Raw genomic sequence first — 19,818 nt, 5'->3', positions numbered from 1 at the left:
CGGATATGATGCCATTTCTTAACCGGCGTTAGGAATTTGCTGACTCCTCTGGCGGACAATCCACCTCATGATCGGCGCGTTGTTGTCCAACACGCCGGCGAACCTCTTGAGAAGCAGCGGTGTCGCTGGCGTTTCGGAACCTGGCACCGGGGAAATTGCCCCGGGCCGGGAACAGCTGGCTTCGCGCGACAGTCTGGCAAGTTCACGCGCCGCCACGGTGCGGGCCGGCAGTGCTCCCCCCCTGACACCGGAAGCCGTGATCGCCCTTCAGGATTCGCAATCTTCCAGAAATGTGGCTTCGGGCTCAGGAAACACCGCGCAAGGGCAATCAGGCGAAGAAGAGGCGGACGAAAACCTGTCCGGTCGCGCAGCGGCGAATGGGGCAGCTCAGAACCCGGCGACTGCTGCAAATGGTGGCCAGACCACGACCGGCCAGGGCGAGGACGATGACGCCGATGGCGACGGCCTGACCGAGGCAGAAGAAAAACAGGTTCAGGAGCTGAAGGAGCGCGACCGCGAGGTGCGGGCTCATGAGCAGGCGCATGCCCGTGTTGGCGGCGCCTATGCCAGCGCACCGACCTATACCTTCCAGCAGGGACCCGACGGCAAGCGCTACGCAATCGGCGGCGAGGTGCAGATCGACACCGCCAAGGAGCGCACACCGGAAGCCACGATCCGGAAGATGCAGATTGTCATACGCGCGGCTACCGCGCCGGCGGAACCCTCATCCCAGGATCTGAAGGTGGCGCAGCAGGCGCGCTCACAACTTGCGGAAGCGCAGGCTGAACTGCGTCAACAGAAAGCTGACGAACTGCGCGGGGAAGATGACGACGCCATTTCTTCAAGCGTGGCAGGAGACGAAGCCGGAGCGCCTGAAGGCAACCGGCCGCCCGGCGAAAGCGACACTGAGGGCGATTCCTCCGGTCGTGACCGGCAATCCGAGACCGCTGCCGCCATTTCCGCCTACCAATCCGCCGCCGAACGCGGCGCCGACACCCAATCTCTGATCGACTCGCTGGTTGGGTGATCTGTCAGTGTTCCTCAAACTCGCCAGTCGGATAGCAATCCACACGATCCATTGAAGATCTGGGCGCTTGTCTGTCAGTCAAAGGCGTGACAGAAAGGCGGCTCTTTGCATTTTCCCGCCTTCAAGCAGCAAATCGCTATGACAGCTCCTCTCAAGGACCACGCCTCCGCCGCACGCCGGGTCGTTTCGGCCATTTTCTTCATGTGCGGCACGTTTATCGGTATGTGGGCCTCGCGGATCCCGCATGTCAAAGCCGCGACCGGTCTAGACGAGAGCGGCTTTGGCCTGCTCCTGCTTGTCATGGCCTGTGGTGCCTTTGTTGCCTTTCCGCTGACCGGCATGCTGCTGGACCGGCTGGGGCCTGCACCCGTGACCAAGATCCTCGCTTGCGCCAATGTGATGAGTTTTGTGCTGGTCGGTCTTGCTCCGTCCGTTCCTCTGCTCACGCTCGCCCTGTTTGTGGCCGGCTTCACCTTCGGTGCTCTCGATGTCTCCATGAATGGCTGGGGCGCTGAAGTGGAAACCGCATATGGCAAGCCGATCATGTCGTCCTATCACGGCCTTTTCAGCCTGGGGGCCGGCGCCGCGGCACTGGTCGGAGGGCTTGCCATCGAACTGGGCCTGTCGGTCGCGACGCATTTTTCGCTCTGGAGTGTGATGATCGCGCCCTTCCTGGTCTGGTTCTGGCGTCAGCCATGGCCGCAGCTCGTCGAAACGGAAAAAGACGGCAAGGCGCCCTTGTTTGCCCTGCCAAAGGGCGCGCTCATCCTGGTAGGATTGATGGCACTGGTCGCGGCTCTAGGGGAAGGCGCCATGACCGACTGGGCGGCGCTTTACCAGATCGAGGATCTCGGATTTTCCGAGGCGATCGCACCGACGGCCTTCACCGTCTTCTCGGTCGCGATGGTTGTCATGCGGCTCGCCGGCGATCAGGTGATTGCCCGTTTTGGACCGGTGCTGGTTGCACGGCTGAGCGGTCTGACAGCCTTTGCAGGATGCCTTCTCCTCGTCTCGGGCGCGAATATCTGGGCGGTCTGGGTCGGCAGTTTTGTCATGGGGCTGGGCTATGCGGTGCTGTTTCCCCTGGCCATGTCCCGCGCGGCCAGCGATCAGAACATGTCCAAGGGGTCGGCGCTGGCGGCGGTGGCGACACTTGGTTACGGCGCGTTCCTGTTCGGTCCGCCGTTGCTCGGATTTGTCGGCGATCTCTTGTCTCTGCGCGCCTCTTTTGCGACCGTCGCGTTGTGTACGCTTGCGATCCCGTTTCTTGCAGGCGCACTCAAGGTCAGGTCCTGATCCGGATGCGGGCAGGGACGGACCGGGAAATGAACAGGAGACCAGACGAAAGCATGTCCCAGACCGACCAAGCGCCTGTCATCGTCTCGTTGAAGAATGTCCGCAAGGAGTTTGAGAACGGCACGACGGCGCTGCAGGATTTCTCGCTTGAGGTCCGGCAGGGCGAGTTCGTGTCTCTGCTCGGTCCGTCCGGCTGCGGCAAGTCCAGTGCGCTCCGGATCATTGCCGGACTGGCCGCACCAAGCGGGGGAGACGTCGCCTGGCCGCAAGAGGCACGCGGGCAATCCGGACACGAGCTCGGCTTTGTCTTTCAGGAAGCAACCCTGATGCCCTGGGCAACTGTCTTCAGCAATGTCTGGCTGCCCTTGCGCATCAAGGGGGTGTCGAAATCGGCAGCGCGCGAGCGCGTCATGGGCGCGCTGGAAACGGTTGGCCTCCAGGACTTTGCCGATCACATGCCAGCCGAGTTGTCCGGCGGCATGAAGATGCGTGTTTCCATTGCGCGCGCGCTGATCACGCGGCCGAAAGTGCTGCTGATGGATGAGCCGTTTGCAGCCCTGGATGAAATCACCCGCTTCAAGCTCAACAACGACCTGATGCGTCTTCAGGAGAGTTTTGGCTGGACCGTTCTTTTCGTGACCCATTCGGTGTTTGAATCGGTCTATCTCTCCAGCCGGGTGGTCGTCATGGCGGCCCGGCCCGGCCGGGTGGTCTGTGAACACCGGATCGATATGTCCCGTCCCCGTGACGACGCCTTCCGGACTTCACAGCGCTACAGCGACCTGTGCCGGGACGTGTCCGCGTCGCTGCAGGCGTCCATGGAGCCGGCGGACGCGTTTTGACGTGAGGTCCGAAATCTCCGCTTAGCAGGCTAAACGGGCCCAAGTTCCCGTGTTGCAAATTAATTTGCGGCAAGCGGAACAAGTGTCATTTGACGGTTAAATAACCTCGTTAGGGTGCGCCCGCATCACGGCTGAACGTGATTCGGGTTGATTGAGAACGGGGATGGCACGATGGCTTTCAACTACAAGAAAAGCATAACGTTTCGTCTGGTTCAGGCCGCAAAAGCACAACGGGCCCGCTCTGGCGCACATTTGATGCGCATCGGCCTGCATCCCGGGCAGGAACTGGTCCTGAAAGTGCTGGCCGATGCCGATGGCCGCACCATGAGCCAGCTCGCCCTGGCGCTCGGTGTCCAGCCGCCCACCGTCACCAAGATGGTCACCCGTCTCTCCAGCCAGGGATATGTGCGCCGGCAGGTCTCGGATACCGACGGCCGCCTTGCCAGGGTCTATCTGACCGACACCGGCCGCGAACTGGTCCTGTCCGTCGACAAGGCCTGGAAACGGCTCGAGCGCGAGGCGATGGCCGGTCTTGATGACAAGGATCGCAAGAAATTGCGCAAGCTGCTGCGTCAGGTGGAAAAGAACCTGTCGATTTCCGTCGACGACGATCCGGAGCACGAGGCCGACTTCGATACGGATGACGAGAAGTCCGAGGACGCAGAGCCCAAGTCCAAGGAGCTGTCGGCCGCCTGAGGCCAAAGCCTGGCACGAGCAACATTACAAATCGCTCATTTGAATTCCGGGTCCACCAAAACCATTTCTCCGCCAGATCCGATGACATGCGGAGGAACTGGAAATGGCAAGCAAGACCCATACGATCAATGAAGACCGGGGCGCCCGGCGTGCTGCGGAGCTGCGGCGCCGGTTCGCCCATGTTTCCAAGACGTCAATCAACCGCCCTCACTTCGGACTGCGCACTTCGCCTGCCGGACGATCCTGGGGCGCAACCCGCGCACACCGAGCCCAGCTTCAGGAATTTCTGGCCTGGAGCACGCTTGCCGTTGTGGTGATTTTTATCGGGTTTATGATTTTCTAGTACCCTGCTCCCTGTTGCGGGAGACAGGCGTACAAGCGTCCAAGGGCCACATGGCAGCAACTCGCTGATAGGGACTGAGGCGGGTTGTAGGCAGAAGGCTGGAAGAAAACAGGGGCCGCGAGGCCCCTGATCTCATGAGAGCTTATTTGCTGCAGGGAAAGTCCTGCTTCAGCGTCGCCATCAGGGCATCGGCCGCAGTCATGGCCTTGCGCTTCGTAAAGTCGCCATGAACCCAGCGCATGAAGGCCCAGCGAACCTCGTCGGGAACATTCTGGGCAGGCAGGCAGATGTCGGTGCCCTCACCGGCTGCGCCGGTGACCTGAAGCGCGTTCACGAAGCCGATGATGTATTGCTCGCACTCGATTTCCGCCGCCTGTCCCCAGCGGGCGTCATTGTCGGCCTCCTGGCAGGGAGACAGCAATTCTTCCGCAGTGTAGTTGGAGTGAATGAGCAGGACGGAACCTGGTGCTGCGGCGGCAGGGGCGACCATCAAACCGGCCAGAATGCAAGAAATCAGGGAAAATCGCATCGGTTTGCTCCAAGGATAAGCCTGGGGCATCCCCCGCGCGGTGCGCGGGGGATGTGTGGGTTCATTGCGCGCTCTTCTTGTCGGCAAGAGCGTGCACGGCCTGGTCCATGACCTCCTGGTGTTCCTCATTGTTGAGGAAGGCCGGGCTGTTGACTTTGTCCCACAAGTCTTCATCGGTCATGTTCTGGTGGCAGCCCATACACAGGCCGGTGCGTTCCATCTTCTCACGCATCTCCTGTGGCAGCGGGCCGGTCAGCGGCCAGTGCGAGCCGACCGTCACCAGTTGCTTGCCGTCTTCGGTCACGATCCGGCTGAGATCATGGTCGAGGCTCGGAACCGGCTGGGACTGCAGCTGGGTTTGCTGCGGAATGATTTCACCCGTTGCCGTTTCCAGATCAACCACAAAGCCCTTGTCATAGCCCTTCATGAAGCGGCCACCGGAGATGCCGTATCCGAGCGCTTTCGGATTGTTATGGCAGCTCTCGCAGGTGCGGGCCTCCCGGCCGGCGGTGTGCGGTTGAACGGCCGCATGATCGAGGCCTTTGGTGCCTCCGGCATCCGGGGTCATCCAGGTCTCGTTATGCGCGACCGTGTTGCCGTCCTTGTCGATCACGGTGGTGATCACCTGGCAGCCAGGCATCAGCGGGCTGACACGGCCTTCGCCATTGATGCCGAGCGTCGGTTCTTCCCAGCGCAGGTAGGAGCGGGTTTCCGCGACCTTGCCCGGGCTCGTCAGACCGTTGGTGCCCAGCTGGTTGTCAGCCGTCAGACCGTCTTCGCCGCGCGAGTTGGCGTTGTGGATCCAGTCCACATCCGTTTTGCCCTCCGAATAGTCGACGGTGATGTGGCAGCCGTAGCATTGTGGAGCCCAGTCGGCATGGCAGGCATAACATTCCATGCTTTCCATATGCTTGCCGACACTCATCATGGCGACTTCCGCATTCGGAGATTTCCAGTTGCCGTCCAGAGCCAGCTGGCGCAGGACCGGAACCTCGAAATCAAGACCGGAGGCAGAGTGCATGATCACCTTGTCGCCGCGGCGGACAACGTTGCCGAGCGGGTTGCCGCGGGCGCTGAGCAGATAGCCGTCTTCGGCGTCATAGACCTCAGCGAAGTACTGTTCCGCAGTGATGTCATCGGCCAGGCCGCGTGCTGCGTCGCCGATATCGGTCTGGTGTTCCTCGCCATAGCCGAGAGGCAATTCCCAGGGGAACTTGGAGACCGTGCCGTGGCAATCCTCACACTCGATTTCCACCTGTGCGAGGGTCGTGCCGGGCAGATTGCCGTCCCCATGCATGTCAACCGAAGTGTGGCAGTCCTGGCAAAGCATGCCGCCCGCCGGGTTGCCTTCCCGGGATTCAACGGAATGGTGCAGGTCGTCCTTGACGAAGACGTAGTTCTTTGTGTGCAGCTTGGGCTGTTTGCCACCCTTTTCATTGTAGGGAGAGCCATAGGGGAATTCCATGATGCCCTGATAGCTCACGCCGATCCGCTTGCCGCGGTTGTGGCAGGAGTTGCAGGTCTCGGACGGAATGCCGGAATACTCGACCTCGCCGACCTTGACCTTGGACTTGCGCGAGCCCTGCATCTGGTGGGTGAGCAGCTTGCCCGGCTGGTCCTTGGCGATGGTCGGATCGTTGCCTTCGTAAAGGCCTTCATTGGAGTAAGGCACGTGGCAGGAGGAGCAGCCGGCGCCGCGGAAGTCCCCGCGTTTCTCGCGCCCGGTCACGCCGACGTGGCAGCGCTGACACTGCTGGCGAGAATAGGTGATGCCGGCCATGTTCGGATGCTGCGCGATGGAATCCACATCCACCTCGGGCACCTGCTCCATGGAACTTGGCAGCTGGTCCGGATGGGCCTCCGCAAAGGCAACCATATAGTCCTTATAGGCGTCGGTGCCGACGGTCGGCACATAGCCATCCTCGTCAACCAGATCGTAGTTGCCATAGACAGACCGGTGCGTGTCGAGGACACCCCAGGACCACAGGTTGCCCTGAAGCTTGCCGGCTTCGGTGTTCATGAGAGACTTGGTGAGGCGTTCGGCATAGCCGTCGTGGCACTGGCCGCAGGACTTGTCGGCGATCCAAAGCGCACCAGGGTCCGGGTAGAACGTGTGCGGCCCACCGGCCTCGGCGAGGTCCGCTGGCGTGCCCTTGTGGGCCTCTTCCGCCGTCAGCCCCTGCGGGTTGCCGCCATGGCAAACCACGCAGCCCGCCGGGTCGCCCAGATCGGGACCCATCGCCTCAATGGTTTCCATCATGACGCCGGAGGTGAATTTTTCAATTCCCTCGTGGCAGGACAAACAGCCCTTCTCGTCCGCAACGGCCTGATCAACCGTTTCCGGAACCTCTTGCGCATAGGCGGTTCCGCCCAGGAACAAACCGAGTGCAACTATCAGATGTCTCACAGACCCGACTCCTCTCGAGCACAGTCGTATCGGAAGAAGGGTAGGGGAGCGCCGAAACGGGTTCCCTGACAATTGTCAGTGTTTCGTGATTAGTCGGACAAATCAGTACATCGGTAGTTTCGAAGATTTGAAATGATTCAGGTCATGGACCGCTCAACCGGTGCGTGACTAGCCTTGGCGCCACAGCATAGCCAGGGCGCGGGTGAGTTGCCCAAGCGGATGCAAGTGGGGGCGTCGATGGCAATCCAGACCCAGGTGACAACAAACAGACCCGACTGCACGGAAACGATGTGCGACCGGCAACTGTGCCGGTCACTGGTTGGCATGTCCTTTATCAAACGGCACCGGACCCTACAGCGCGGGGACCGGCTGTCACTGTCGGAAGCCTCCTGCCGCAAGATCTGGATCATCGTGAAGGGCATGACGGCGCTTTGTGTTGGCCTTGAGGACGGTCGGCGCCAGATCCTGGGTCTCGACACACGTGGCGATACCGTCTGCGGCATGAGCACGGGGCATCAGTCCGGTGCCTGGATTGAAGCTTTCTGCGACACGGTCCTGTGCGAACTCGACCTTCAGATGCTGACCCGGCTCGGGACTCATGACGCGGCAGGTGATGCGGGGGGCCAGCTCGTCACGGATCTGTTCGGCATCATTCATCAAAGACTGGAAGCCTGTTCATCGCATCTCGTCACGCTTGGCCGGATGGACAGCACCGAACGGGTAACGCTGTTCCTGCTCGACATGGCCTTGCGTATCGGCCGGTCCAGTGAAAACGGGTATTTTGTCGAGCTACCGATGACCCGTGAAGACATCGCCGACTATCTCGGCCTGAACACGGAAACGATCAGCCGGATCTTCACGCGTCTGAAGAAAAGCAAGCTGGCGCAGTTTCCTTCCAGAAATGCCTTTTTCATTCCAGACCCGGCTGCGCTTCAGCGCCGTTTGCCGGTGGCGGTCGCAGAGCCGGGCGACACCAGCAGTCTGGATGCCTTCCTGTCGACCATTCAACCCTGTCAGGTTGCTCACAAGGGAGCCGGTCAATGATTGTCGAAATCGGCCATTTCTGTCTGATCCTGGCCTTCATCGTCGCAATTCTTCAGTCCGTCGTGCCCTTGTGGGGAGTGCGCGCGGACAATGCCTCGGCCATGCGCTTTGCCGACAATGCGGCGGAAATCCAGTTCCTGGCGACGGCGGCGGCCTTTGCTGCGCTGACCTATGCCTATGTCGTTTCAGACTTCTCGGTCCTGAACGTGGCTCTCAACAGCCACTCGGGCAAACCGATGCTCTACAAGGTCACCGGCGTCTGGGCCAACCACGAAGGTTCGATGCTTCTTTGGGTATTGATCCTGACCCTGTTCAGCGTGTTGATCGCCCTCTTTGGCCGTGGAATTCCCGTCAGCATGCGCGCCGTTGTTCTTGCCGTACAGGGCATGATCGGTGCGGGGTTTCTGGCCTTCATTCTGCTGACGTCCAATCCGTTCGAGCGGATCGTCAATGCGCCGCTGGACGGGCAGGGCATGAACCCTCTCCTGCAGGATCCCGGCGTCGCCTTTCATCCGCCGCTGCTGTATCTGGGCTATGTCGGGTTCTCGACGGCCTTCTCCTTTGCCATTGCGGCGCTGGTGCGCGGCCAGGTCGATCCGAGCTGGGCCCGGTGGATGCGGCCCTGGATCCTGCTCGCCTGGTCCGGCCTGACGGCGGGCATCGCTCTGGGCAGCTGGTGGGCCTATTACGAACTCGGCTGGGGTGGGTTCTGGTTCTGGGACCCGGTGGAAAATGCCTCCTTCATGCCGTGGTTGCTTGGCACTGCCCTGCTGCATTCGGCCATCGTGGTCGAAAAACGTGCGGCCCTTTTGACCTGGACCATTCTCCTGGCCATCCTAACCTTCGCGCTCAGCCTGATCGGCACGTTCCTGGTTCGCTCCGGCATTCTGTCTTCCGTGCATGCCTTTGCCAATGATCCGGAGCGTGGCGTCTTCATACTCCTGTTGCTTGTCCTGGCCATTGGCGGCGCCTTCACCCTGTTCGCGCTCCGCTCGTCTGACATCCGGGAAGGCGGCACGTTTGCCGGTATCTCCCGCGAGACGGGGCTCCTGATGAACAATGTTCTGCTGAGTGCATGTGCCGCGACCGTTTTTGTCGGAACGCTGTTCCCGCTCTTTGTCGATATTGCGACCGGCGACAAGATTACGGTTGGGGCGCCCTATTTCAACAAGACCTTCCTGCCGATGTTCGCCATCGTGGTGCTGCTGGCGGCGGTCGGTCCCTTCCTGTCCTGGAAACGGGCCAATATGCGCCGGTTGCGCAAGGATGTACTGGTGACGGCCCTTGTTACAGCGCTGATCGGCATTGGTCTGGTCATCGTCTTTGGAACACCAGATCCAGCCAGCCTGTTCGGTGTTGCCGTTGCCCTGTTCCTCGGTGTTGCAACGCTTCTGGATCTCGCGCGCCGAGCGGGGATTGGCAGCGCTCATTGGTCGAGAATTCCCGGGCGACTGTCGGGGCTGCCGCTCAGCGCCTGGGGGCTTTATGTTGGCCATATGGGGCTGGCAATCGCTTCGGCTGGTGTCGTTGCAGCCTCTCTTTGGAGCTTCGAGGAAATCCAGACCGTCACGCCCGGCGAGCCGGTCGCCGTCGGGCCGTACGAATACACGCTGGTCAGTGTGAAAAACGGTGTGGGCCCCAACTACCAGACCTCGGTTGCCACCGTGAATGTGAGCCGAAACGGAGCCGCCATAACAACCCTTCATCCGGAACGGCGCTGGTATCCGGTCGAGCAGAAACCGACCACCGAAGCCGGCATCGTCACTCGCTGGCACGGCGACTATTACGCTGTCCTTGGAGACCCCGCGGCAAACGGCCAGTTCGTGACGCGTTTCTACTACAATCCGGGTGTGCCCTGGATGTGGCTGGGCGCATTGATGATCTCGCTTGCCGGACTGTTGTCCTTGGCTGATCGGCGCCTTCGTGTCGGTGTTCCCTCACCGCGCCGCGCTGTAACCCCACTGCCGCAACCGGCGGAATAGGAGAAGATCACCATGTCAACGGCTCTCCTAATCCGTTTGATGAGCGTGCTTGCGGTGGTCCTGCTCGTCAGCAGTCCGGCGGCGGCCATCGACGGCAATGAAATGTTTGCCGATCCGGTCAAGGAAGACCGCGCGCGGGAGATTGGCCGCCAGCTGCGCTGCATGGTCTGTCAGAACCAGTCGATCTTCGATTCCAATTCGGGCCTTGCAAAGGACCTGCGTGTCTTGGTGCGTACGCGCATGGAAGAAGGGGAAACGGACACCGAAATCCTTGCCTATATCTCGGATCGCTATGGCGACTATGTGCTGCTGGAGCCACGATTTTCCGCGCGCAACGCGGTGCTTTGGGCCGCGCCCGTGCTTGCGCTCGGCCTGGGGCTGATCGGCGCGGCTTTCTATCTGCGCGGTCGCCGGAAACCACTCGCGGCAACGGACCTGACAGACGACGAACGGGCCGCTGCCCGCAAACTTCTTCAGGAGGGGCGATCATGAACATGTTCTGGGTGTTCGCAGCGCTTGTTGTGGGTCTTTGTGCCCTCTGGCTGGTGCTGCCCTTCGTGCGACGCACTGGTGTCGAACGGGACGAGACCGACGCGGCCCTTTCCATATACCGGGACCAGGCCGACGAGGTTGAACGGGACCTCAAGGCCGGTCTGATTTCTCAGTCGGAGTCGGATGCCGCACAGCGAGAGATTGAAGCCCGCGTGCTCAGGGCCGCGAAACACTCTGTTGGCGGTCTGTCGGTTTCCCGCCGCTCGCCGCTGCTCGCGGCTGGCCTCGCGGCCGTCGTGGCAGCCGGATCGGTTGCAGGCTATGTCTGGCTTGGTGCAGCTGGTGCGGCAGACAGACCGCTTCAGGCGCGCAAGACGGAAGTGCTGATCCAGCGCGCGCAGGCCGGCGATATCAAGAGCCGGATCCAGCTGCTGGTCGAGACCGTCGATAAGCATCCGGACTCTTTTGAAGACTGGTGGCTTCTGGCGCGCAGCTATGCGTCGACCGGAGACAATGCATCTGCTGCCGATGCCTATCGCCGGGCGGCCGAACTGTCCGACAATGACCCTGGCGTCCTGTCCGCCTATGCCGAGGCGATGACGTTGGCCAACGGCAACAAGGTGCCTCAGGCTGCCAGGATCCTGTTCCAGCAGGTTCGGGCGAAATCGAACGATCCGCGGGCGCGGTACTATCTGGCTCTGTCCAAGGCACAGGCGCAGGACTTTGAGGGCGCGCTGTCAGACTGGGCGCAACTGGCGGCGGATTCAGACCCGAATGCCCCATGGATGGCCCTGGTGCGGCGGGACATCGTCAATATGGCGCGGTTTACCAAGGCCGATGTCTCCGCGTATCTGCCGAATGCATCCGATGCGGAGCTGGACAAGGCCGCGGGTAACTCAACGGGTCAGGACGGAGATGCCTTGCGTCGGCGGGCCGATGTACTTGATGACAAACTTCTGGCCGAGCCGACCGACTACAAATCCTGGCAGGAGCTGGCCCAGATCCGCGCGGCTCTTGGAGAAACGGACAAGGCCAAGGCGGCGATCGACGCCGCGCGAAAACAGTTTGCGGCAGCGCCATTCGTACTCTCCAAGATCAATGCAACAGCGGCCAATCTTGGATTGGATCTGGTCCCAGCGACTGTGCTGGCGAAGGGGCCAACGGATGCGGATATCGCGGCCGCGCAGAGCCTTTCCACTGACGAGCAGGCCGACCTGATCCAGGGCATGGTCGCCGGGCTGGCGGCCAAGCTGGAAGAGAACCCGGAGAACCCGGATGGCTGGGTGATGTTGATCCGGTCCTACTCGCATCTGGGGGAGGCAGAAAAAGCGAAAGCGGCATTTGACAAGGCCACGAGCCACTTTGCTTCCAATCCGATGGTGGTCGCCCAGATCAAACGCAGTGTGGCTGAATTCGTTCAGTAGCGTCGGAGTGCCTAGAGCGTGGGGCCCGGTGCCGCGCCGCCTGGTGCGGCCGCACCGATCACCGGTTTGCGTGGCGGCCTGACCCCGTTCCAGCCTTCCGCATTTGCTGCGACGTATTGCTTGACGGATGCAAGGGCAGGTTTGGTGGTCGGAACCGGCACATCATAGTCACCCGGCATCTTCCAGGTGTTGATGGTGTGAGTCACCGGGGATATGGGAGGCGACAGGTAGCTTTTCTGACCCGGCAGACCCATCGGGTAAAGCGCTTCCTGTCTTGTCTCATAAGCAGCCGTCTGGTCGCTGCAGAGCTTCATGCGCATGTCCGGCGGTTCGGCGGCCAGATCATTCTGGAGGTCTGCAACCCGCTGGCCGGTCGGTTTGAGTGTGCCGTCAAACGCCTCGGTGAACAGCTTGGCAGCGCGTTCACTGCGTTCCCGTCCTGTCGTAGCCCCCAGAAGAACCACAAGGATGCGCCGGTCGTCCTTTTCGGCGAGCGCCACGAGATTGCGTCCAGAAGAACACAGAAACCCGGTCTTGAGCCCCAGCGTGCCGGGATATTCGGTCAGGAGAATGTTGAAGGATTCGATTGCCTTTGTATCGATCACGACCCGTGACGTCCGGTAGATCGGGTGAAAGTCCGGGTGGTTCTTGTACAGTTCTCTCCCAAGGATCGCCAGATCGCGTGCCGTTACCTGCTGGTCCGGATTGGCCAGGCCGTTCGGGTTGGCAAAATGGCTGGCGCTCAGGCCGAGCTTCTTTGCCTCCTCGTTCATGCGTGTGACGAATTCCTCTTCCGTGCCGGCGACTGTTTCGGCGAGTGCGACGGCGACATCATTGGCCGAGCCGACAAGAACGGCATGAAGCGCGTCCCACAAGGTCATTGCCTGACCGGCCTTCAACCCGGAATTCGCAAAACTCTGGCTTGTTGCCCGTCGTGACAGGATGACCGGCGTATCGAGATCGACCTCGCCGGTCTGCAAGGCCTTGTAGGTCACGAGCGCCGTCATCAGCTTTGTCGTTGAGGCGGGAAACCAGGGGCGCCCGGCATCCTCTTCGTAGAGAATGTTCTGATTGTCTAGATCAACGACAAGTGCGGGCGTCGCGGTGGCGGGTGACAGGCCGTCACCGAAAACCGTCATCGCAAGACCTGCGGCGGCCACGGTCAGCGCGCGCATTATGCGGGTCAGGGGCAGGTGAATGCAGGGCATCATGGCTCAAACCTTCCGGCAGTCGCTTGGACAGCCTCGTCCGCGTGGCTTGTTTGGACCTTGCGGCTTGTTGGCCGAGGCTTGCCTTCAGACTTTGGCCATCCTGTGACAGAACCGTTAGTTCCGCGTTTACAAGCGGGGAGATGGGGCAAGGGCCGGTCGCAGCGGACAGCAACAATGGTCAGACCAGAAAAGGGTAACCGCCTTCCAGTTTCAGGAGGGCGATCTTGGTTTCCGTGCCGCCATCTCCGGAATACCCGCCCAGGCCGTTGGCGGACAGGATCCGGTGGCAGGGGATGACGATCGGGATCGGATTGGCGCCGCAGGCCTGGCCGATCGGTTGTCCATAGGTGTTGAGTTCCTTTGCAAGGTCACCGTAGGTACGTGTGCCACCATAGGGAATTGCCAGCATGGCCTTGAACACGGCCTGGTGCAGCTCACCGCCCTTTGGGGCAAGGGGAAGATCAAACTGCTTCAGGTCACCCGCCAGATATGCCGTCACCTGTTTTGCCGCTTCTTCCAGCAAAGGTGTTTTGTCTTGGCTTGCCGGACCGTTCCATTGTATCTGGGTGATCGCGCCTTCATGTTCCGTGATGGACAGGCGCCCCAGCCAGGTTTCAATTTCCGCAACTGGCATGTCGGTCTCCGCGTGCCTTTTTCTCTGGTGCTGACTGGCCGGTCACGACTCAACCGGACATTCCCGTGGAATGATCCCTTTTTCGTCTTTCATCTCAGGATGATCAACCGGTAAAGGCCGACCGCCATGGCGTCCGACACTCAGCACCGCACCAGCGCAGGGGGCTCCAGCGGAGCTGCACCGATCGCGGGCATCGGGCTTATCGTTCTGGCCTGCCTGAGTTTTTCCGTCCTGGACGCAACCGCAAAATACCTCTCGGCCAGTCTTCCAACCTTGCAGATTGTCTGGGTGCGATTTGTCAGCCACGTGTTTCTGGCGCTTGTGTTGTTCCAGGTCTGGAAAAAGCCGGCGCTGCTGACGACAAAACGACCTTTGCTGCAGATTGTGCGGGCCTTCTGCCTGCTCGGCACGACGGTGTTCAACTTCCTGGCCGTTCGCTACCTGCAACTGGCAGAGACGATGGCGATCATGTTTGCGGCCCCTTTCGTGATTACCGCGCTTGCCGGTCCGATGCTGGGCGAATGGGCTGGTGCGCGGCGCTGGGCAGCCATTGTGGTCGGATTTGTCGGTGTTCTGGTGGTGACGCAGCCAGGTCTCGGCGGCATGCACTGGGCCGCGATCTATTCCGTGGCGGCGATGACCTTCTATGCCATCTATGCACTGTTGACCCGTCAGTTGACGGCGACGGACAGTTCTGCCGGCATGCTGATCCTTTCCGGGATCGTTGCGGCGGTGGCGATGGCGCCCGTCGGCTTGTCCGTCTGGGTCATGCCCCAGGATATCTGGACCTGGGCGCTGCTTCTTGCCACCGGAGCCTTTGGCGCCGGCGGGCATTTTCTGTTCATCATTGCCCACCGCATTGCGCCGGCTCCGGTACTGGCGCCGTTCATCTATATCCAGATTGTCTGGATGATCGCGCTCGGCTTTCTGGTTTTCGGCGACGTGCCGACCGGCACTACAATGGCCGGTGCCGCGATCGTGGTCGCGTCGGGCCTTTACATTCTTTACCGCGAGCGGGTGAAGGGCATCTGAAAGGGACGGCCAGGGATCTCGCCCAAAAGTACCAGACTATTGCCACCCGGCTGACTGTTGACGTGCCTGACGAGTTCCCGTCTTAATACCGTTCGGCGATTTGTCCGCCGCGCAATTGGGAAAGTCACCAGCCTGTTAAGGAGGAATGGGATGGAACTGAACCGTCGACTATTCTTGGGAGGTCTTGCCGCTACCGCCGGAACCCTCGCCATGCCGCATGTGGCGCGAGCGAATGCCGCCGCCAATGCCTATTTCAACGGCTATCAGCCGGACAATGGGTTCCAGTACCGCCGGACCAATTTCAAACGCATTGATCCGGTCTGGCATCGCCAGATGGTAAAGTATTTCAGCGACGAACCGCCCGGCACAGTGGTCGTGGATACCAACAACCACTTCCTTTACTGGGTCTGGGAAAACAACACCGCGCTTCGTTATGGCGTGGGTGTCGGCCGCGAAGGCTTCCAGTGGTTCGGACGCGCACGCATTGACAGGAAGGCCCTGTGGCCGCGCTGGGTGCCGCCGCCCGAAATGCTGAAACGCCAGCCGGAACTGCCGCGCAAGGTCGAAGGCGGGGCGCCGAACAATCCGCTCGGGCCGCGCGCGCTCTATCTCTACAGGGACGGCCGCGATCTCGGCTACAGGCTGCATTCCACACTGGAGCCCTGGAGCATCGGGCATGATGTGTCGAGCGGCTGTATCCGCATGTTCCCGGAAGACGTCATCGATCTTTATCAGCGCTGTCCGAAAGGGACTGGTGTGCTCGTTCTGGAGCATCTCGGGGCAAATGCCGGCTGAGCCCGGTGCCGCCGGCCGGTGGCGCCTAACAACGTAAAAAGAATGGGGGCATTCTTGGGTAACAGGTTCGGCCGTTTCGGCCAGGGCGCGGCAATCGCGCTGATTTGCGGATTTGCGCTTGCCGGCTGCAACAGCGCCGGTGGTTTGTCGTCGCCGGATGTGACCAACGCGCCGGCAGCCGGGTTCGGCAACATTTCGCCCGGATCCGAGGAGGAATTCATCATCAATGTCGGCCGTCGGGTCTATTTCGAGAAGGGGTCGGCCGTTGTCACCGATGAAGCCCGTATCACGATCGAGAACCAGGCGCGCTGGCTGAAAAACAACAAGAAGTGGCTGGTCAAGGTGCAGGGCCACGCCGATGACCCGGGCAGCGAGGCGGCCCAGAAGACGCTGTCGACGCAGCGGGCGAATGCGGTCATGGCCGAACTTGTCAAACTGGGCGTCGATCAGAAACGCATGTGGGTCAAGGGCTATGGTGTCGAACGTCCGGTTACGGATTGCGATGCGGTCACCTGCCAGTCCCAGAACCGGCGTGTGGTGGTCAACCTGAGGGAAGAATTCGACGAATCCGCTCCGCAGGCACGCCGCTAGGGCGTTCACGGCAGAAAATCAGAAAAACCTGTTTACCGCGGCGGCCGGGAGCTATAACGGTCTCTCCCATCGCCGCTGCGGTCACCGAGAAACATGAATGTCTGAAGACAACGGATCCAAGTCCCCCTCACCGGACCTGCCACCCAAGCCCGGAAAAAGGCTCACGCTTGGACATATTGCCGACCAGCTCGGCATTTCGACGGCCACCGTGTCGCTCGCGCTCCGGGACAGTCCGCTTGTGGCTGAGGAAACGCGGGAAAAGGTCAAGCAGACAGCCCAGGAAATCGGCTATATCTACAACCGCTCGGCCGCCTCGCTGCGCACGGCGCGCAGCCAGATCGTCGGTGTTGCGGTTCATGACATCCTGAACCCGTTTTTTGCCGAAGTGTTCACAGCGCTGGAAGACGTGCTGGAAGAACAGGGGCAGATGATCTTCATCAGCAACCACCGGGATGACGTCAAGCGCCAGCGGGCCTTCGTCAACACGCTGCTGCAGCACCGGGCGGATGGCCTGATCCTGTGTCCGTCGGTCGGTACGACGGCAGAGGAGATCAATCGTCTCGTGGATCAGGGCATCCCAGTGACACTGGTCGGGCGCGAGGTGCCCGGTGTCTGGGCGCCGTGTGTCCGCGGTGATGACCTGAACGGCATCTACGAAGTCACCAGACACCTGATCAAACAGGGCCACACGGATATTGCGATGGCCGGTGGCCGGCGGGAGAGCTCGACGGGGCGTTACCGCAACGAAGGCTGGCGCAAGGCGCTGGCGGAAGCCAGGATCGACCCCGATACGCAGCTGGATCTGCCGGAGCTGATGACCCAGGCCGACGGCCGGGCGGCAGTGCCGACAATCCTCGAAGCTGAAAACCGGCCGACAGCCATCGTTGCCTTCAACGACCTGGTCGCGCTCGGTTTGATGACCACGCTGCGCCGCGCCGGTGTCGAGCCGGGGCCCGATATTGCCATTACCGGCTATGACGATATTGATGGCGCCGACGCGCGTACACCGGCGCTCACCACGGTCTCTGCCCAGCCGGACAAGATCGGCCGTCTGGCTGCGCTGACCCTGCTGCGCCAGATTGCCGGCGACCGGGTGCCCAACACACCGATTGTCATCGAACCGGAATTACGGATTCGGGAGAGCTCTCCGCCACCGGGCGTGCGGCTTGCGCCGAAGCTGGCAGAATAGCAAAACGGGCGGCCAGAAGCCGCCCGTTTCGTCTTTGCAGGATGTCTCGGTTATCTGGGTTCGTCCATAAGCCCTTTTATGATGGCGTAGCAGGACAGAAGCAGGACGATGGTGAACGGGAAGCCCGTTGAAACGGCCATCGCCTGCAACGCGCCCAATCCGCCGCCGAGCAGCAGCGCAATCGCGACCAGGCCCTCGAAGGTGCACCAGAAGACGCGCTGGGACACGGGTGCGTTGACCTTGCCACCCGCGGTTATCGTGTCGATCACCAGGGAGCCGGAGTCCGACGACGTCACGAAGAACACGATCACCAGGATGATGGCGATGAACGACGTGATCGAGGCCAGCGGCAGGTCGGCCAGCATGCCGAACAGCGACAGTTCCGGGCTGTAGGAGGCAATCACATAGGCATGAACCTGGCTGTCCGCGGTTTTGGTCAGGACCTGTTCGATTGCAGTGCCGCCAAAGGCCGTCATCCAGAGCACCGAGACGATGGTCGGAATGATCAGCACGCAGATGACGAATTCACGTACGGTCCGGCCGCGGCTGACCCGGGCGATGAACATGCCGACAAATGGCGACCAGGAAATCCACCAGGCCCAGTAGAAGGACGTCCAGCCCTGGCGGAAACCGTCATCCTCACGCCCGAAAGGCATTGAAAGCGGGATGATTTCCTGGGCATAGGCACTGAGGTTGGAGACAAAGTCGGAAGCCAGCTGTGCGGTCGGGCCGGCGAAGATCACGAAAACCAGCAGCAGCGCTGCGATCAGCATGTTGATCTCTGACAGCACCTTGACGCCGCCATCGAGGCCGCGCAGCACCGAAACAAGGGCCACAATTGTGATGCCGATGATCAAAACGATCTGGGCCGTATTGCTGACCGGAATGCCGAAGACGAAGTCCAGGCCGGCATTGGCCTGCTGTGCGCCGAAGCCGAGCGAAGTCGCCAGGCCGAACAGCGTCGCGAACACAGCCAGGATGTCGACGATATGGCCAGGCCAGCCCCAGGTACGTTCCCCGAAGATCGGATAGAACACGGACCGCATGGTCAGAGGCAGGCCCTTGTTGAAGGAGAACAGCGCCAGCGCGAGGGCGACAACGGCATAGATCGCCCAGGGATGCAGGCCCCAGTGGAAGATTGTTGCGGCCATGCCCATGGCCTTTGCCGCCGCGACATTTTCCGGGATCAGGTTGCCGTCGGCATCAAACGGTTTTGGAACGCCGATGGGTTCGGAAAAGGCCATGTGATAGACCGGCTCCAGAACGCCGAAGAACATCAGACCGATGCCCATGCCGGCGGCGAACAGCATCGCGAACCAGCCGAAATAGCTGTAGTCCGGGTCGGCATCCTTGCCGCCGATGCGCACACTGCCAAGCGGGGTGACGATCAGGAGCAGGCAGACCAGCACGAAGATGTTGCCGGAAATGATGAAGAACCAGTCGAGGTTAGACGTCAGCCATTTGCGCATGGCATCGAAGACGGGGCCGACTTCCGTCTGGAAGGCGAGAGTGAGGAAAACGAAGGCAACGATGGTCAGGCCGGAGACCAGAAAGACCGGATTGTGAATGTCGAGATCGAAGGGACCGACGCTGGTTTCGATATTGTCCTGACCGATCTCGTAGTCGGTGTCGATGACGTTGGCATCCCCTTCGGGACCCGGGATGCCCTGGTTGCTTGTGCTGTCGCTCATGGGAGCGTTCCTTGTGTTCGGGGAGCCTGACTATCGGACGAGGAAAACGGACACATCCGCATGGCTGGCCACCCGGCCACCATTGGACGGCCAGAAATGATCCGCCAGATGCGGGATATGCGTGGCCATCACCACAAGGTCCGCGCCCGTTTCGTGGACAGCTTTCAGAATGCCGCTTTCAAGGTCGACTGCTGGGTCATGAGTGAAGACAGCGTGACCGCTGGCCTGAATGCCGTGTCTGTTGCCGGTTTCGGCGGCAAACGCGTCGAGCTTCTCCCGGAATTCTTCCGGATTATGCGCAATGGGTCCCGGTGCGGTGGTGGTTATGGCGGCAAAGACAACGGGAATGTTGTCCTGTCTGGCCAGATACGCGCCCGTCGAAACGGCCTTTTCGAGTTTGTCCGCATGACTTAAGTCTATGGGGATGAGTATTTTTTTGAACAAATGTCCCTCCCAGGTCTGTTCCGGCAAGAAGTGACAAGTCAAGCCGAGAAGGTGATCCTACGGAGGGTTCGCAGTATTGTTTGGGTTTTGTGCTGTTATCTAAATCCACTCCGCCCGACTAACGCTACTGTTGCATGGCGGGTGTTTTG

At 61.0% G+C, this 19,818-nt stretch carries 19 protein-coding genes; 13 read left to right on the top strand and 6 right to left on the bottom strand.

Features of this window, described 5'->3' with window-relative positions; genetic code table 11:
• The first annotated feature begins 67 nt into the window (after positions 1–67).
• The 5 genes from ACO6TG_RS12025 (at position 68) to ACO6TG_RS12005 (ending at position 4,204) form a co-directional block, all read left to right on the top strand.
• A complete protein-coding gene (locus tag ACO6TG_RS12025) occupies positions 68–1,027 on the top strand; it encodes a putative metalloprotease CJM1_0395 family protein (protein WP_422378388.1) in 960 nt (319 codons plus the stop codon).
• Between the two features lie 138 nt (positions 1,028–1,165).
• Positions 1,166–2,323 carry an MFS transporter gene (locus ACO6TG_RS12020; RefSeq protein ID WP_422378387.1) on the top strand — a complete coding sequence of 386 codons (1,158 nt, stop codon included), beginning with the start codon at positions 1,166–1,168 and terminating at the stop codon, positions 2,321–2,323.
• A gap of 53 nt (positions 2,324–2,376) precedes the next feature.
• Positions 2,377–3,165, top strand: coding sequence for an ABC transporter ATP-binding protein (locus tag ACO6TG_RS12015; RefSeq protein ID WP_422378386.1), 789 nt, complete (start codon positions 2,377–2,379; stop codon positions 3,163–3,165).
• A gap of 171 nt (positions 3,166–3,336) precedes the next feature.
• Entirely contained in the window at positions 3,337–3,861 is a 525-nt protein-coding gene (locus tag ACO6TG_RS12010; protein ID WP_422378385.1) for a MarR family winged helix-turn-helix transcriptional regulator, read from the top strand.
• A 103-nt stretch (positions 3,862–3,964) separates the two neighbouring features.
• On the top strand, positions 3,965–4,204 hold the full coding sequence (locus tag ACO6TG_RS12005) for a hypothetical protein (protein ID WP_422378384.1): 240 nt from the start codon (positions 3,965–3,967) through the stop codon (positions 4,202–4,204).
• 142 nt (positions 4,205–4,346) lie between these two features.
• Here ACO6TG_RS12005 and ACO6TG_RS12000 read toward each other — a convergent pair whose 3' ends face one another.
• Together ACO6TG_RS12000 and ACO6TG_RS11995 are read right to left on the bottom strand one after the other, a co-directional pair.
• Positions 4,347–4,733 (bottom strand): Rap1a/Tai family immunity protein, encoded by a 387-nt coding sequence (locus ACO6TG_RS12000; RefSeq protein ID WP_422378383.1) that lies wholly within the window; start codon positions 4,731–4,733, stop codon positions 4,347–4,349.
• A gap of 61 nt (positions 4,734–4,794) precedes the next feature.
• Complete coding sequence (locus tag ACO6TG_RS11995; RefSeq protein WP_422378382.1) at positions 4,795–7,140, bottom strand: hypothetical protein; 2,346 nt, start codon at positions 7,138–7,140, stop codon at positions 4,795–4,797.
• Between the two features lie 237 nt (positions 7,141–7,377).
• Between ACO6TG_RS11995 and ACO6TG_RS11990 the strand changes: the two genes are divergently transcribed.
• The 4 genes from ACO6TG_RS11990 to ccmI are packed head-to-tail and all read left to right on the top strand — an operon-like array spanning position 7,378 to position 12,082.
• The gene (locus tag ACO6TG_RS11990; protein WP_422378381.1) at positions 7,378–8,184 is read left to right on the top strand and encodes a Crp/Fnr family transcriptional regulator; all 807 of its coding nucleotides are present in this window, start codon (positions 7,378–7,380) and stop codon (positions 8,182–8,184) included.
• Positions 8,181–10,166 (top strand): heme lyase CcmF/NrfE family subunit, encoded by a 1,986-nt coding sequence (locus ACO6TG_RS11985; RefSeq protein WP_422378380.1) that lies wholly within the window; start codon positions 8,181–8,183, stop codon positions 10,164–10,166. The genes ACO6TG_RS11990 and ACO6TG_RS11985 overlap by 4 nt, the downstream gene beginning before the upstream one ends.
• 12 nt (positions 10,167–10,178) lie before the next feature.
• Positions 10,179–10,658 carry a cytochrome c-type biogenesis protein gene (locus ACO6TG_RS11980; protein WP_422378379.1) on the top strand — a complete coding sequence of 160 codons (480 nt, stop codon included), beginning with the start codon at positions 10,179–10,181 and terminating at the stop codon, positions 10,656–10,658.
• On the top strand, positions 10,655–12,082 hold the full coding sequence (gene ccmI, locus ACO6TG_RS11975) for a c-type cytochrome biogenesis protein CcmI (protein WP_422378378.1): 1,428 nt from the start codon (positions 10,655–10,657) through the stop codon (positions 12,080–12,082). The genes ACO6TG_RS11980 and ccmI overlap by 4 nt, the downstream gene beginning before the upstream one ends.
• Positions 12,083–12,093: 11 nt before the next feature.
• Here the strand turns inward: ccmI and ACO6TG_RS11970 are convergent, their stop codons facing one another.
• Together ACO6TG_RS11970 and ACO6TG_RS11965 are read right to left on the bottom strand one after the other, a co-directional pair.
• Positions 12,094–13,293 (bottom strand): D-alanyl-D-alanine carboxypeptidase family protein, encoded by a 1,200-nt coding sequence (locus tag ACO6TG_RS11970; protein WP_422378377.1) that lies wholly within the window; start codon positions 13,291–13,293, stop codon positions 12,094–12,096.
• Between the two features lie 178 nt (positions 13,294–13,471).
• Complete coding sequence (locus ACO6TG_RS11965; RefSeq protein ID WP_422378376.1) at positions 13,472–13,927, bottom strand: methylated-DNA--[protein]-cysteine S-methyltransferase; 456 nt, start codon at positions 13,925–13,927, stop codon at positions 13,472–13,474.
• Positions 13,928–14,053: 126 nt separating this feature from the next.
• On the opposite strand from ACO6TG_RS11965, the gene ACO6TG_RS11960 reads away from it, so the two are divergent.
• The 4 genes from ACO6TG_RS11960 (at position 14,054) to ACO6TG_RS11945 (ending at position 17,534) form a co-directional block, all read left to right on the top strand.
• On the top strand, positions 14,054–14,959 hold the full coding sequence (locus tag ACO6TG_RS11960) for a DMT family transporter (protein WP_422378375.1): 906 nt from the start codon (positions 14,054–14,056) through the stop codon (positions 14,957–14,959).
• Positions 14,960–15,109: 150 nt separating this feature from the next.
• Positions 15,110–15,754 carry a L,D-transpeptidase gene (locus ACO6TG_RS11955; protein WP_094072578.1) on the top strand — a complete coding sequence of 215 codons (645 nt, stop codon included), beginning with the start codon at positions 15,110–15,112 and terminating at the stop codon, positions 15,752–15,754.
• 54 nt (positions 15,755–15,808) lie between these two features.
• Positions 15,809–16,345, top strand: coding sequence for an OmpA family protein (locus tag ACO6TG_RS11950; RefSeq protein ID WP_247646119.1), 537 nt, complete (start codon positions 15,809–15,811; stop codon positions 16,343–16,345).
• A gap of 97 nt (positions 16,346–16,442) precedes the next feature.
• Positions 16,443–17,534 carry a LacI family DNA-binding transcriptional regulator gene (locus ACO6TG_RS11945; protein WP_094072577.1) on the top strand — a complete coding sequence of 364 codons (1,092 nt, stop codon included), beginning with the start codon at positions 16,443–16,445 and terminating at the stop codon, positions 17,532–17,534.
• A gap of 50 nt (positions 17,535–17,584) precedes the next feature.
• Here the strand turns inward: ACO6TG_RS11945 and ACO6TG_RS11940 are convergent, their stop codons facing one another.
• The gene (locus ACO6TG_RS11940) at positions 17,585–19,225 is read right to left on the bottom strand and encodes a BCCT family transporter (protein ID WP_422378374.1); all 1,641 of its coding nucleotides are present in this window, start codon (positions 19,223–19,225) and stop codon (positions 17,585–17,587) included.
• Between the two features lie 30 nt (positions 19,226–19,255).
• The gene (locus tag ACO6TG_RS11935; RefSeq protein WP_422378373.1) at positions 19,256–19,669 is read right to left on the bottom strand and encodes a universal stress protein; all 414 of its coding nucleotides are present in this window, start codon (positions 19,667–19,669) and stop codon (positions 19,256–19,258) included.
• Positions 19,670–19,818: the final 149 nt, after the last annotated feature.

The sequence above is a fragment of the Roseibium sp. genome, from assembly GCF_965233565.1.
Classification (GTDB): Bacteria; Pseudomonadota; Alphaproteobacteria; order Rhizobiales; family Stappiaceae; genus Roseibium.
The sequence above is the reverse complement of the archived record's forward strand: the minus strand, read 5'-3'. Positions and strand labels throughout refer to the sequence as shown.